The organism is Chitinophagaceae bacterium (genome assembly GCA_007695095.1).
GTDB lineage: Bacteria > Bacteroidota > Bacteroidia > Chitinophagales > REEL01 > REEL01.
The window spans coordinates 18,710-32,848 of sequence record REEL01000116.1 but is presented as its reverse complement, the minus strand read 5'-3'; the positions used below and the strand labels follow the sequence as shown (position 1 = coordinate 32,848).

The 14,139-nt window shown below is 35.4% G+C and carries 11 protein-coding genes; 3 read left to right on the top strand and 8 right to left on the bottom strand.

Annotation, left to right across the window (positions count from 1 at the left end):
• The first annotated feature begins 31 nt into the window (after positions 1 to 31).
• Both EA412_08175 and pdxH read left to right on the top strand, forming a co-directional pair.
• Positions 32 to 1,981, top strand: a complete 1,950-nt coding sequence (locus EA412_08175; protein TVR78645.1) for a S9 family peptidase — start codon at positions 32 to 34, stop codon at positions 1,979 to 1,981.
• Between the two features lies 1 nt (position 1,982).
• A complete protein-coding gene (gene pdxH / locus EA412_08170) occupies positions 1,983 to 2,636 on the top strand; it encodes a pyridoxamine 5'-phosphate oxidase (protein TVR78644.1) in 654 nt (217 codons plus the stop codon).
• A gap of 1 nt (position 2,637) precedes the next feature.
• Here pdxH and EA412_08165 read toward each other — a convergent pair whose 3' ends face one another.
• The gene (locus EA412_08165) at positions 2,638 to 3,618 is read right to left on the bottom strand and encodes a deoxyhypusine synthase (GenBank protein TVR78643.1); all 981 of its coding nucleotides are present in this window, start codon (positions 3,616 to 3,618) and stop codon (positions 2,638 to 2,640) included.
• Between the two features lie 206 nt (positions 3,619 to 3,824).
• On the opposite strand from EA412_08165, the gene EA412_08160 reads away from it, so the two are divergent.
• Complete coding sequence (locus tag EA412_08160) at positions 3,825 to 6,668, top strand: T9SS C-terminal target domain-containing protein (protein TVR78642.1); 2,844 nt, start codon at positions 3,825 to 3,827, stop codon at positions 6,666 to 6,668.
• Between the two features lie 53 nt (positions 6,669 to 6,721).
• Here the strand turns inward: EA412_08160 and EA412_08155 are convergent, their stop codons facing one another.
• The 7 genes from EA412_08155 to coaBC all read right to left on the bottom strand — a co-directional run bounded on the left by EA412_08155 (position 6,722) and on the right by coaBC (position 14,139).
• The gene (locus EA412_08155) at positions 6,722 to 7,660 is read right to left on the bottom strand and encodes a prolipoprotein diacylglyceryl transferase (protein ID TVR78641.1); all 939 of its coding nucleotides are present in this window, start codon (positions 7,658 to 7,660) and stop codon (positions 6,722 to 6,724) included.
• A 12-nt stretch (positions 7,661 to 7,672) separates the two neighbouring features.
• Positions 7,673 to 9,016, bottom strand: a complete 1,344-nt coding sequence (gene mtaB / locus EA412_08150) for a tRNA (N(6)-L-threonylcarbamoyladenosine(37)-C(2))-methylthiotransferase MtaB (protein ID TVR78640.1) — start codon at positions 9,014 to 9,016, stop codon at positions 7,673 to 7,675.
• 55 nt (positions 9,017 to 9,071) lie between these two features.
• Positions 9,072 to 9,329: a hypothetical protein gene (locus EA412_08145; protein ID TVR78639.1), complete on the bottom strand. Its 258-nt coding sequence runs from the start codon at positions 9,327 to 9,329 to the stop codon at positions 9,072 to 9,074.
• Between the two features lie 53 nt (positions 9,330 to 9,382).
• Positions 9,383 to 10,201, bottom strand: coding sequence for an enoyl-ACP reductase (locus EA412_08140; protein TVR78638.1), 819 nt, complete (start codon positions 10,199 to 10,201; stop codon positions 9,383 to 9,385).
• A 71-nt stretch (positions 10,202 to 10,272) separates the two neighbouring features.
• Positions 10,273 to 11,940 (bottom strand): DNA repair protein RecN, encoded by a 1,668-nt coding sequence (recN, locus tag EA412_08135; GenBank protein ID TVR78637.1) that lies wholly within the window; start codon positions 11,938 to 11,940, stop codon positions 10,273 to 10,275.
• Between the two features lie 53 nt (positions 11,941 to 11,993).
• Positions 11,994 to 12,929 (bottom strand): DUF4835 family protein, encoded by a 936-nt coding sequence (locus tag EA412_08130; GenBank protein TVR78636.1) that lies wholly within the window; start codon positions 12,927 to 12,929, stop codon positions 11,994 to 11,996.
• Entirely contained in the window at positions 12,916 to 14,139 is a 1,224-nt protein-coding gene (gene coaBC, locus EA412_08125; protein TVR78635.1) for a bifunctional phosphopantothenoylcysteine decarboxylase/phosphopantothenate--cysteine ligase CoaBC, read from the bottom strand. Before coaBC ends, EA412_08130 begins: the two co-directional genes overlap by 14 nt.

Sequence of the window (14,139 nt, the reverse complement as noted above, 5' to 3'; positions counted from 1 at the left end):
AGTTTAACAATTTTATACTTAAAAAATATCTATGAAACACATATTCTTTTTAGCATTTATTTTTTCAATGATTGTATTGTTTACAATCGAAGCAAATAGCCAAAATCGTATTGAAAGAGGCAATTTAGTTTTAGAAAACATCCCGGATGAAGTCCCCATCGAGATTAAAAACCGTTTACAACAATATCAAAACACACGTGGTGCAGCTTTTAGAGATTGGACGCAGGATGGCGGCATGTTGATTGGAACCCGTTTTGGAGAAACAGCCCAAGTTCACTATGTTGCAAAACCAAAGGGAGCCAGACAACAAATAACCTTCTTTGATAATGCAGCTATGGGTGCAAGTGTAAATCCGGCTGATAGTGAAAATGGTTTTATCTTCAGAATGGATGCCGATGGTAATGAAAATTTTCAGTTGTATTATTTTGATAAAATTTCCGGTAAAGTACAACTTCTAACCGATGGCAAACATCGGTTCAGTGGTGGCTATTGGGACAACAATGGAGAATATTTTTATTATAACGGGACCCCCAGAAACGGTAGAGATTATGATATTTTCAGGGCAAGTTTGAAAAATCCGGAAGATATTGAAGTTATATTTGAAGGAACGGGCTATTGGGGAGGAGGGGATATTTCTCCTGACAATAACTATAAACTCATTTTTAATTACCTTTCCGCAAATGAATCCTACTATTATATTTTGAATTTAAACACTAATGAAAAGGTTCAAATTAATCCTGACAGTGAAAAAACAGCATACGGAACTGCAATGTTTAGCCACGACAACCAAGGGTTATTTATTGTAAGTGATCAAAATCACGAATTCAGAACATTGCATTACTATAGTATTACTGAGAAAGAAATGGTACCCATTAGCCATAATATCCCCTGGGATGTCACTGCTTTTGATATTAGTCATGATGGGAAAAAACTGGCTTTCGTAACAAATGAAAATGGCTTTAGTGTATTGTATACCTTAGATACCCGCACGAAACGATTTCGAAAAAACGAGAATATACCTCCGGGCATAATCACATCCATGAAATTTCACCCAAATAAGCTTAATTTAGCTATGACAATCAATACACCTACCTCACCAAGCGAAGTCTATGTTTTGGATTATAAAAAGAAAGAAACAGTCCAATGGACGATTGGAGAAGTTGGAGGATTAGATACTGAAACATTTGTTATACCTGAAATCATTACATACCCTACATTTGATAAAGTAGATGGAAAAACCAGAGAAATTCCTGCAATTTTATACAAACCTAAAGGAGAAGGTCCTTTTCCTGTGTTAATTGATATTCACGGCGGGCCGGAATCACAAGCAAGACCATATTTTAATCCTATTACGCAGTTTACATTAAATGAGTTAGGTATAGCTGTTATTTATCCAAATGTAAGAGGATCTTCGGGCTTCGGAAAGACTTATCTTACACTTGACAACTGGGAAAAGAGAGAAGATGCCGTTAAAGATATCGGGAAATTAATTGATTGGATAGATAGTCAAAGTGACCTTGACAATAATAGAATTGCTGTAACAGGTGGTTCTTATGGAGGGTATATGTCTTTAGCTTCATTAATACATTTCAATGACAGGCTGAAAGCCGGGATTTGCATAGTTGGTATCACAAATTTTGTCACTTTTCTCGAAAATACTGAATCTTACAGAAGAGACCTGAGAAGAGTTGAATATGGTGATGAAAGAATTCCTGAAATGAGAGCTTTTCTTGAAGAAATTTCACCACTTACAAGAGCGGATGAAATCAAAAGTCCTTTATTTATTGCTCACGGATTAAACGATCCCCGCGTTCCGGCTTCTGAAGCAGAACAAATGGTTTCGGCCGTTAATGAAAACAATGGAAATGTTTGGTTCATGTTAGCCAAAGATGAAGGACATTCTTTTAGAAGGAAATCCAACAGAGATTTTTTCACCGAATTAAGAACGATGTTTTTAATAGAATACCTTTTAAACGAATAAAATGGACGAATTAAGAGAGTATATAAGGAAAAACAGGATTGATTACGGAAAAGACAGTTTGAGCGAAAATAACATCCCTTCAAACCCTATAGATTTATTTAAAAAATGGTTTATAGAAGCTGCTGAAAAGAAAATAAAAGATGCAAATGCTATGGCGGTATCTACAGTAAACGCTAATGGAAAACCGAGCTCAAGAATTGTACTTTTAAGAAATTTTGATGAAAATGGATTCGTATTCTTTACAAATTACAACAGCAGAAAGGGAAAAGAAATTGATGTAAATAAAAGTGTTTGTTTGTTATTTTTTTGGGCTGAACTGGAGCGACAAGTTCGCATAGAAGGAATCATCCGAAAGCAAACTGAAAAAGATTCTGATGATTATTTTAATACCAGACCAAAGGAAAGCCAGATAAGTGCATGGGCATCTCCTCAAAGTCAAAAAGTCGAAGACAGAAACTTTTTGGAAAATAAACACAATGAATATAAAGAGAAATTTGAAAGTAGCCGGGTTCCGAGACCTGAATTTTGGGGAGGCTACATAGTTATACCCGAAAGCATTGAATTTTGGCAGGGACGATCCGGCAGACTCCATGATCGTATTTGCTTTGAAAAAACAAGCATGAATGAATGGAGTAAATCCCGCTTAGCTCCTTAAATTACCAACCGAGTAAATAAGCAAAAATCAAGGGCGCTACGATAGTTGCATCAGATTCTATTATGAATTTAGGTGTATTAATATCAAGCTTTCCCCATGTTATTTTCTCATTGGGAACAGCTCCTGAATAAGACCCGTAACTGGTAGTAGAATCAGATATTTGGCAGAAATAAGACCAAAAAGGAACATCATGCCATTCTAAATCCTGGTACATCATAGGCACTACACAAATAGGAAAATCGCCGGCAATTCCTCCTCCTATCTGGAAAAAGCCAACACCCTTACCGGAACTGTTATTTCTATACCATTCTGATAACCATACCATATAATCTATTCCGCTCTTTACGGTCGTAGATTGCAGCTCCCCTTTAATACAATAGGATGCAAAGATGTTGCCCATAGTTGAATCTTCCCAGCCGGGAACTATTATAGGTATGTTTTTCTCAGCAGCAGCCAGCATCCATGAGTTTTTAGGATCAATTTCATAATACTGCTCTAAAACTCCCGATAATAACATTTTATACATATACTCATGAGGGAAATACTTTTCGCCTTTTTCTTCAGCTTCTTTCCAAATCTTATAGATGTGCTTTTGAAGCCGTCTGAATGCCTCCTCTTCCGGAATACAAGTGTCCGTTACTCTGTTAAACCCATCCTCAAGTAAATTCCATTCGTCCTGAGGACTTAAATCTCTGTAGTGAGGCACTCTTTTATAATGCGTATGGGCAACTAAATTCATCAGATCTTCTTCTAAATTTGCTCCGGTACACGATATAATTTGAACTTTATCCTGTCGAATCATCTCAGCCAGTGACAAGCCTATCTCAGCAGTACTCATAGCACCGGCTAAAGTAATCATCATCTTCCCCCCTTCTGTTAAATGCTTATCATATCCTTTAGCTGCGTCCATCAATGCAGCAGCATTAAAATGACGGTAATGATGTTTCATGAACGCTGTAACAGATCCATTTCTCTCAGACATAAGCTTTTATTTTTTATGCAAAAATAACATTTTTTCGGGCAAAACTATTATTGTTTTGATTTAAATTGTTTTTTTATTCTATACTTATAATGCGGCTATTTAAGCTTTTTTTTGTCGGAAATTTCATTTTACTTCTTCATTCTAAAATATCACTTACCCGTATGAACTCCATATATCAAAGTTAACTTTTTTCAAAATCCAAAGAAATGAAACGTTTTATAAACAAAATCCTTGAAAACAATTTTTTCGACTCAAACAAAAATTCTAAAACAATGAAAAGACGAAAACTATTAAGACAAACGACCAAACTATCTCAAAGCAGAACAAAATACATGATTCTCGGATTATTTGGAGTCTTATTAATTTCTGCTACTGCAATTTTAGTCAGCCAGTTCGGTTCTACAGAAGAAACATTTGCTTCCGGAAATGAACAAATTGGGACTTGTTCTGTAAGCTCTTCTGAAGGTTATGAAGTACTTATTTCAATTAATCCGGTTCAAATAAACAAAAACCCGGGTAACTGTCCATGGGGATATAACTTTTCTATTGATTTAGAATATGATATTTCATTTGTTGGAAATAATATTCCTTCAAGTATGTGGACTCTACAGGGGAACCTAAAAAGCGATGATTATAATCTGTTTTTTCCTTTAAATAATAATGGAGGTACCGGAACAACAACTACATCAACCGCTTGGAGATCTGACTCTGATTGCCAAACCATAGATTTGGAAACACTAAATTTTCATACCATTGAAATAACTATTTCAGGACAAGGTATTCCTTCACAAACTATAGTGTGCGAAGGCGTACCCGGAGGTTATAGTAGCGAACCACCAACTGAAAATCCTCAAATTGAAACTATAGGAACTTGTCAGGTAGAATCAGACAATAATTATATTGTAGATATCTCAATTACTCCCATAAGTATTAATCCTGCTACATCAAGCTGTGATTGGGGATATAATTTTACCGTTGATTTAGAGTATGAAATAGCATTTGTTGGCTCAGATGCACCTTCATCACTTTGGACTTTGCAAGGGTATCTTAAAAATAGTGAATATTCATTATTTTTTGATTTACCAAATAATGGAGGAAGTGGGACAACTACTACCAGCAATTCCTGGAGTTCAGAAAGCAACTGTAATACAGTAAATCTGGAGGATTTTAATTTTGATGAAATAGAAATTAAAGTACATGGTCCGGGTATTAATAATGTCACGGTTAACTGTATTTCATTTATAACTCCTGAAGAACCGGAAATTAGCTTTAATACATCTAATGATTCAGGAAATATGATTCATTTAACAAAAAATCAACACGGGGTAAAAATTGACCACTCTCCAATTCTTGACTTAGATGAGGCATTTACAATCGAAACCTGGTTTATGCTAACACATTCCAGTAATCAGTTGATAAGAAACCCTCTAATCAGTAAGTTAAACAGTAATGGTGGCTGGGAAGTACTTGCAGGTGGGTCATCCAGAGAATTAGGAGCGGCAGTTTATATTCCAGGCAATGGGTGCCCTGATGACTTATGTTTATTAACTTCTGATAAAAATATTGTCCAAAATACCTGGAATCATGTAGCTTTAACTTATGAATACGATGCAGCTATCAATCAATCTATTGTGAAACTATATCAAAATGGAATTTTATCAGCACAAGAAACTTACAATGGCCAAATTGTGATTTCAGATGAAGATTTTAGCATAGGAAAAAATTTCAATTACCCGAACAGGACATTTTCAGGCTATATTGATGAAGTAAGATATTGGAAAACATCAAGGTCAGAAGAAGAGCTAAGAACATTTATGTGCAGAATCTTAAAAGATAATGATTCAAACCTAGTTACTTATCTAAACTTTGATAAGAATGATGGAAACACTTTTCAAGATTTAACAGATAATGGATTAATAACCAGCTTCAGTAATCTTGAAAATATAATTGCATCAACAGCTCCAATAGGAATAGCTTCCTCTTTTCAATATGATAGTGATTCAGCCTTAGTTTTAGGTACTGATGAAACATACTATGCCGGGGTATTAAATTTTTTAAACACCCCTAGTACCGTTCATATTTATAGAAGTCAGTTAGATTTAAGCGGTGTGCAATTACCTTCCGGGATTGATGGAAGCTTAGATTACTATTCCTATGGTGTATTTATTTACAATGAAAACCCTAATCTGAAAAATAAGTATGACTTTTTCTATAAATACAATAGAGCTAACCTTAACATTGATACAGCAGCGTTTAAAACTAGCTTAATTTGTTCAGACATTAATGGAGAATTTAATTGGTTAAAAGTAAGTGCAAGTGCACTTCAAGTCAATCCAACCAATCCGGATTTACCTTCATTTTCTCCCGGCCCGGGAGATTTACTTGGAAATGCCCGATTATTCAAAACTTCCGGTGACTCTGAATATTTCTATGTTGAAGATGAAGAATCATCAAAGTTTGCGATGGGGTATGAAAGCTCCTCATCCACTCTTCCTGTCAAGTTGCTGTCTTTTAATGCTTCTTATAATGGAACAAGTGTAGACATAAAATGGCAGACCTCAGTAGAAATAAACAATGATTATTTTACTGTTGAAAAAAGTTCTGATGGAATAAACTTTGAAATATTTGAAACTGTCCAGGGAATGGGCAATTCAACCAGAACAGTTAGCTATCATACAGAGGATTTTAATCCATCTTCAGGCACTAATTACTATAGATTAACACAAACGGATTTTGACGGGACCAGTGAAACCTTCCCTATAGTAGCTGTTAACCTTGAAAAGGAAATAAACTTTCAAATAAACTTGTTTCCAAACCCAAGTAACAATCAGGATGTATACTTAAACATTATTTCAAATGAAATAAAAACGAATCAAAACCTGGTAGCTAACATTTTTGATTTGCAAGGTCGTTTACAAAGCAGAGTGAGAATAAATGCTGCCGATAAAAGAATTTTACTTGTTCCTAACGGCACTTTAAAAAGCGGGATTTATATTGTTTCAATAAAAAATGAAGAGATAGAAACCGCTGAAAGGTTAATTATTCAATAATTTACCCGCTTAAACTCCATCCGGGATTGTAATTTTACGTCTTCGGGTGGAGTTTATTTTTTTTTATAAACCATATAAAAAATTAAAACAAAACCACTTAAGACTAATAATACTGAAATTATTTGAGCCTGTGATAAGTGAAACCATAAAATTTCATACAATTGATTCACCCTGATAAATTCGATAAAAAATCGTTCAATTCCATTAAGCACAAGGTAAACACCAAATAAAATTCCCGGTATAAATATTTTTTTTCTCAACCACCAAATAAGCGAAAATAAAAGCAGGCAAATAAAAAACTCATAAACAGGTGTAGGGTAAACAGCCTCAGCTAAAACGTAACAATGCTTTTCAACACAACCTTCAATTGGCTTTCCTGCATCAATGATGTTATGCGGATAATCATGAGCCCATAACCAATCCGGTAAGAATGAAAAAAACTCAGGTTTTTCATGCGAATTAACCCGCCCCCAATCACCATCTCCCGAAACATGACATCCCAGGCGACCAACTCCGTAAGAAAACATTAGACCCGGCGCAGTGGCATCGGCCAATTTCCAAAATGAAATCTTATATCTTTTTGCATCAAACAACACAGAAAAAAAGCCGAAAATAATTCCCCCATAAACAGTTAATCCGCTGGTTAAAAATAGCAGCGGGTCCTGAAAAATGTATTTAATCTCTTGAGGCGACTCTAATAAATAAAACAACTTTGCCCCGACAAATCCCCAAACAACAGACCTCATTGACATGTTCGCCGCCAATTGATGAGGTAAATAATACAGCGTTTTATCTTTTTTCTTCCGCTCTATATATTTAAACTCACCATTTTTTGCTTTTCTCTTTAATTCAAAATAAGCAAAAGCAAAACAAGTAAATATGGCTAATGCTACAAAAAAACCAAAAGAATAGATAGGAAGGGGAATATATAAACCTGTCAGGTCATAAATGAAATCCGTAAGAGTTGCATATGACCTGTGCAAAAAAATCATAAGCAAGTATACTTAAACCCGGGAAGTTTGCAATTGAGACATTTCTGTTTGCACATAACCATTTGGGGATATTCCGCTAAGATATACCTCTTCAATAGTATTTACCTTAAATTCTTCAAAGTCTTGTTCCACTCTAATGTAATTATCTGTATATCCCAGCATCTTTCCATCTTCTGTAGACTGCCCTTCCCAAAGCACTTTTCTGGAAGTGTTTAAAAAACGATTGTAAAATGCATTACGCTTTTTCTCTGATAATGACCTTAACATTTTAGTTCGTTTCTTTCTGATTTTAAAAGGCACAACATTATCCATTTCAATTGCCGGAGTGTTGGGCCTTTCAGAATAGGTAAATACATGCAGGTATGCTATGTCCAAATCAAGCAAAAAATTATAGGTTTCCAAAAAGTCTGCCTCTGTTTCTCCGGGAAAACCGGTAATTACATCCACCCCGATTGCACAATCATTCATAGATGAATGTATGGTTTCAACTCTTTTCTGATATAATTCTCTGAGGTAACGACGGCGCATTAATTTTAAAATTTTATTGCTGCCGGATTGCAATGGTATGTGAAAATGAGGTACAAACTTTTTTGAGGATGCTACAAATTTAATTATCTCATCATGAAGTAAGTTCGGTTCTATAGAGGAAATTCTGAAACGCTCAATCTCTTGCACTTCATTTAATTCCTTAACTAAGTCTAAAAAACCAATGTCTGACTTTTTCTCACCGGGCAATCTGCCAAAGTCACCGGTATTAACTCCTGTCAAAACTATTTCTTTAACTCCGTTTTTGGCAATTTTATCCACTTCGCTCAAAACACCGGGGATATCACTACTTCTGCTTTTGCCTCTTGCTAAAGGTATGGTGCAAAAAGTACAACTGTAGTCACAGCCATCCTGTATCTTCAAAAAGGTACGGGTTCTGTCATCCACTGACCAGGAAGGAGAGAAGAAATCAACTTCATTAATTTCTGAACTTATATTTAATGGTTTGTCGGCAGAGTATAATTTTTCAACGTGATCGAGTATATTGAATTTTTCTTTTGCACCTAAAACCATATCAACTCCCGGAATTTCAACTATTTCATCTGGTTTTAACTGAGCGTAACAACCAATTATTACAACTTTAGATTCGGGGTTCTTTCTCTTTGATTTATTAATAAAATAGCGACACTTATTATCGGCATGATCGGTTACTGAACAAGTATTAATTACGTAAATATCTGCTTCATCATCAAAATCCACAACAGCATATCCGTCTTTTTTAAATTTTTTACTGATAGCAGATGTTTCGGCAAAATTTAACTTGCAACCAAGTGTGTGAAAAGCAACTTTAGTTTCTATGAAAGGGGTCATTTTCGTTCATTCAGTAGACAGCTTCACAAAAGGAGTGAAAGCCAAAAAAAGATATTTACTCAAATATAGATTCCATTTGCTTCTTCTTTTTGAAATTCCTGTACCAAAAGAAAGCAATTATTGTAAAAAACAAATATGGCATTGCCAGCAAATAAAGTATACCGAAATTAAGACCATTACCAATGCTTGAACCACCTTCCATTGCACTTTCAACTGCTGTTCTGCACATTGGACACTGTGCACTGACTAAACTACTTGAAACAAGTAGTACAAAAACAGTTAAAACACTTATCTTAAAAAGAAACTTTTTCATTGTATAAACTTTATTTGAAAACAGCCGATTAACAGCTTTGGTTCAGTATTTACCTAACTATTGTCAGGGATTAAATCCATAATTTTTTCGCTCACTCCCGTATTTGAAAATCCACCATCGTGGAAAATATTTTGCATGGTCACCATCTTTGTTAAATCAGACAGCATGACTACACAGAAATTCGCGCAATCTTCAGCAGTCGCATTACCCAGGGGAGATATTTTGTCGGCATAGGTGAAAAACTTATCAAAGCCTTCAACACCGGAGCCTGCTGTAGTGACAGTAGGAGATTGTGAAATCGTATTTACCCTTATTTTATTTTTATTCCCGTAATGGTATCCGAAACTTCTCGCTATTGACTCAAGCATTGCTTTAGCCTCAGCCATATCATTATATCCCGGAAAGCATTTTTGAGCAGCTATATAAGTCAAACCTAAAACACTTGACCAGGGGTTTAAAGCATCTAATTTATAGGCCGTTTGCAAAACCTTATGAAAGCTTAAAGCAGAGATATCAATAGTTTTCAAGAAAAAATCATAGTTTGTATCTGTATAAGACTTTCCCTTTCTAACATTGGGCGACATGCCTATGGAATGTAAAACAAAGTCAATTTTTCCGTTGTATTTCTCCATTGCTTTACGGAAAAGATTTTCCAGGTCTTCAACTGAAGTAGCATCCGCACCTATAACCTCTGTATTACACTTTTCAGCAAGCTCATTAATTTTTCCCATCCTCAATGCCACAGGTGCATTGGTCAATATAAACTCAGCACCATTTTCATGAGCTTTTTCTGCAACTTTCCATGCTATAGAACTTTCGTCGAGAGCTCCGAATATGATTCCCTTCTTGCCTTTTAATAATTCAAAATTCATAAAAAAGATTTTTGCAAATATAATAAGAAAAAGGGGAAAACCCGTTTTGAAACATTTGAGTTTGTCGCCAATTATACAGAAGATTTTAAAAGTTGACGGGCATTCTCAAGTGCCGCATCCGTATACGCTTCTCCTGAAAGCATCTTAGCTAGTATCTGCTCTCTTTCTGCCGGCGAAAGCAGCTTCATCCTTGTATTTACTTTATCCGCTGATTCATCTTTGTACACATAAAAATGCATGTCCCCTCTGGCAGCTATTTGAGGCAAATGTGTAATACTGATGATTTGAATCCCTTTAGCTGCTTTTTCAAGAAGCTTTCCCACCTTCAGCGCTACTTCCCCGGAGACACCGGTATCAATTTCATCAAAAATTAAAGTGGGTAGTGCTGTTTTTTCAGCCAGCAAACTTTTTATGCTCAACATAAGCCGGGACAATTCTCCTCCGGAAGCCACTTTTTTTATTTCATCAGGACGACTGCCTTTATTAGCAGAAAATAAAAATGCAACTTCATCTATCCCTTTTTCGCCCGGTAAATCTCCCTGCTTTTTATCAATACGAATTTGAAACATAGAATGAGGCATTCCCAAATCGCGTATCATCTTATTTACTTCCGTTTCAATTGGTTCAATGGCAGCCTGCCTGCTTTCACTAAGTAAAGCTGCACTTTTTTGTAATTCTTTTTTTTGTGCATCTGCTGTTGACTGAAGGCTGTCCAATTCAAAATCAGAGTTTTCTAACAATGACAGCTTACTGGTGTAAGTCTCTCGAATCTCGTAGAGTTTTTCTAAATTTTCTGCCTGATGCTTGTGCAGTAATTTATTAATAAAATTAACCTTTTCCTGAATTATATCGAGGCTGTTAGGGTCATAGATAATATCTGCTTCTAAGTGTTCGATTTCATTTGAAATATCCTTTAAATCTATCGATATACTTTCTAATCTACTATAAAGCTCTGCTATGGAAGGTAAGATTTTTTTGATAGAAGATAATTCTGTTAAAAGACTATCTAAATGAGTCTGAATAGCATATTCAGAGTTTTGTAACATGTCTGAAGCATGGTTTAGTTTCACCTTTATTTCTTCTGCATGTTGCTGAGTATTGAGTTCCTGCTCCAACTCTTCCAGGCTTTGATCTTCTTCTGTCAGCTGATTAAGCTCATTTAATTGAAAAGTGATAAAATCCTTGTCCGCCAGATTTTGCTCAAGCTCTTTTTTTAAAGCGATTATCTTTTTTTCAGTTGATTTATATAAATAATAATTTTTAGAATGTTCTGCTTGTAAAGTATCATTTTCAGCAATCTGATCCAGCATATTTAACTGAAATGCAGGAGTGGCAAGCTCCAGAGTGTCATGCTGAGAGTGAACATTTATCAATCTACTGCTAATCTCTTTTAAAATATTTAAATTAACCGGTGTATCATTTATAAAAGCTCTTGATTTCCCGGAAGGAGCTATTTCCCGGCGAAAAATAGAATGCGTTTCAAAATCCAGGTCGTTTTTTATAAAAAAATCATTTAAATCATAGTGACTTATGTCAAATGTAGCTTCTATAATTGTTTTTGTATTTACATCTCTCAGCACAGATGTGTCAGCACGTTGACCTAAGACCATTGAAAGCGCTCCTAAAAGTATTGACTTTCCGGCACCGGTCTCCCCCGTTATTATGTGTAAGCCTGAACCTAATTCAATTTCAAGCTTATCAATGATGGCATAATTTTCAATTAACAGTCGTTTTAACATGCCCAAATATTTGAAATATAAAAACCAAAGTTAATAAATTATGGGCTAACGGCTTAACGTAATATTCTGGAATATTTAGAAGTGTTTCCTGAATCCATTCTATACAAAAGTTGAATTGCCTGAGCTTTCTCGGGTTGCGGGGCTCCGGAGAAAATATTAACTAACTCATCACTTTTTGCATTAAAAAACATCGTTGAAATCATTGTATTTGGGTTCTCCACGACAGATTGCTCCATATTTCTCAAAGATTGAAGAATATTCTCTCTGCCCTTACTCGTGTTCTCATACATCAAATCCAGACCTTCTAAGTGATACTGATAAAAAGATTCCCGAATTTTTACATACCTTGAATTTTGTAAATTTTCTATTATCCAATATCTGTTTCGGTTACTTTCAAAAGGTTTCCAACCGGGAGCATCTAAATTCGGAGGAATGCTGCCAATAATATTTTGTGCAACATCAAAATACGGATCACCTCCACGCGGAGAAAAAGAATCATAATCCATGCCGATGATAAGGTAAGCATAAAAGCCCAACAAGGCACTCAGATTGTTTGTGAACGAATTGGGATTAAACTCAATAGGCTGATGTTCAATATATTCAAATACCCAATCCCTGTCATTATGGTTTAAAAGTACAGTATTATATGAAGCATTATGTACAGGCCTCGATGATTGTATAGTCACCTGTGCCTTAAAAGAATTGCCGGAAAGTTCCTCCGTAATATTTATGACCATTCCACATTCTATTCTTTCTTGCACAGAAAAATTATCGCCTGTCCACCGGCGGGTGTTCATGAATTCTCTGATAGAGGTTTCTAATGTTTGGAAAACCTGCGGATCCGTAGACTGAAGCTGCCTGGCTATCACCTGAACAGACATATTCAACTCCTGTGCCTCAGCTTTTTCTAATGAAAAAAATGGTAAGAAAAGCATTATTAAAAATGCTCGTTTAAAAAACCTGAAAAAAGGAAACTTACTTAGAATCATCTGTTTTAAAACTTGATTTATATTCTTGAATCAAATATTCTGTTAAGTCTTTTGATAACTCAACCTTACTTTTTAACTCAAACTTATTTACATTATTGTTTTTATCAATCAAAGTAACCTTATTGGTATCATGTTGAAAACCGGCTCCTTCATCTTTTAACGAATTTAGGATAATAAAATCACAATTTTTTGATTTCAGTTTTTGGCGGGCATTTTCAATTTCATTATCTGTCTCTAATGCAAAGCCCACAAGCATTTGGTGCTTTTTCTTTTGTTTGCCTAATGATGCCAGTATATCCGGATTTTTTTCAAAAGTAACACTCAGCCTTTCTGACTTCTTTTTGATTTTGCTTTCTTCTTTATTTTCCGGTTTATAATCTGAAACTGCTGCTGACATTATTGCAATATCTGTATCCGAAAATAGTTTATGACACGCATCAAACATTTCTTGTGCAGTTTCGATGGAAATCACTTTAATATTCGGGTAATTTGTTTGAATACTTACGGGTCCACTTACTAAAAAAACTTCCGCCCCATTGTTAGCCATTGCTTCAGCGAGGGCGTATCCCATTTTTCCACTTGAATGATTGCTGATAAAGCGAACAGGATCCAATGGTTCACGAGTGGGTCCGGCAGTAATTAATACTTTTTTATTTTTTAATTCAGTTTTTTTCTGAAAATAGTTTTCCAGCCACTCATGAATAAGTTCCGGTTCTGCCATTCTGCCTTCTCCTTCCAATCCGCTTGCCAATGCACCTGAGCCTACCGGAATTTCAAGCACTCCATCTTTTTTTAGTAAATCTAAATTTCTTTTTACAGCCGCATGTTTCCACATATCTCTGTCCATAGCCGGCGCAATAGCTACCGGGCATTTGGCAGATAAATATATGGCAGAAAGCAAATTGTCACAGGCGCCATTTGCTAATTTTGAAATAGTTTGTGCAGTAATGGGGGCTATCAATATTAAATCTGCCCAAAGAGCTAACTTAACATGTTCCGTCCAATCTCCGGCTTCATCTGTAAGGCCGGTATAAACCGGATCTTCAAGAAAGGCAGAAAAGCTCAAAGGCTTTACAAATTCTGTTGCAGACTGAGTCATTACAACTTTGACATCGTAATCGTTTTTGAGCAAAAGTCGAAGTAAAAAAACACTTTTATATGCGGCTATACTGCCTGTTACACAAAGAAGTATTTTTTTTGAAGAGGACAT

Coding starts and splice junctions, on each gene's coding strand:
- EA412_08160 (TVR78642.1), top strand. CDS start 3,825: ATGAAACGTTTTATAAACAAAATCCTTGAAAACAATTTTTTCGACTCA.
- EA412_08165 (TVR78643.1), bottom strand. CDS start 3,618: ATGTCTGAGAGAAATGGATCTGTTACAGCGTTCATGAAACATCATTAC.
- coaBC (TVR78635.1), bottom strand. CDS start 14,139: ATGTCCTCTTCAAAAAAAATACTTCTTTGTGTAACAGGCAGTATAGCC.
- recN (TVR78637.1), bottom strand. CDS start 11,940: ATGTTAAAACGACTGTTAATTGAAAATTATGCCATCATTGATAAGCTT.
- EA412_08145 (TVR78639.1), bottom strand. CDS start 9,329: ATGAAAAAGTTTCTTTTTAAGATAAGTGTTTTAACTGTTTTTGTACTA.
- mtaB (TVR78640.1), bottom strand. CDS start 9,016: ATGACCCCTTTCATAGAAACTAAAGTTGCTTTTCACACACTTGGTTGC.
- EA412_08175 (TVR78645.1), top strand. CDS start 32: ATGAAACACATATTCTTTTTAGCATTTATTTTTTCAATGATTGTATTG.
- EA412_08140 (TVR78638.1), bottom strand. CDS start 10,201: ATGAATTTTGAATTATTAAAAGGCAAGAAGGGAATCATATTCGGAGCT.
- EA412_08130 (TVR78636.1), bottom strand. CDS start 12,929: ATGATTCTAAGTAAGTTTCCTTTTTTCAGGTTTTTTAAACGAGCATTT.
- pdxH (TVR78644.1), top strand. CDS start 1,983: ATGGACGAATTAAGAGAGTATATAAGGAAAAACAGGATTGATTACGGA.
- EA412_08155 (TVR78641.1), bottom strand. CDS start 7,660: ATGATTTTTTTGCACAGGTCATATGCAACTCTTACGGATTTCATTTAT.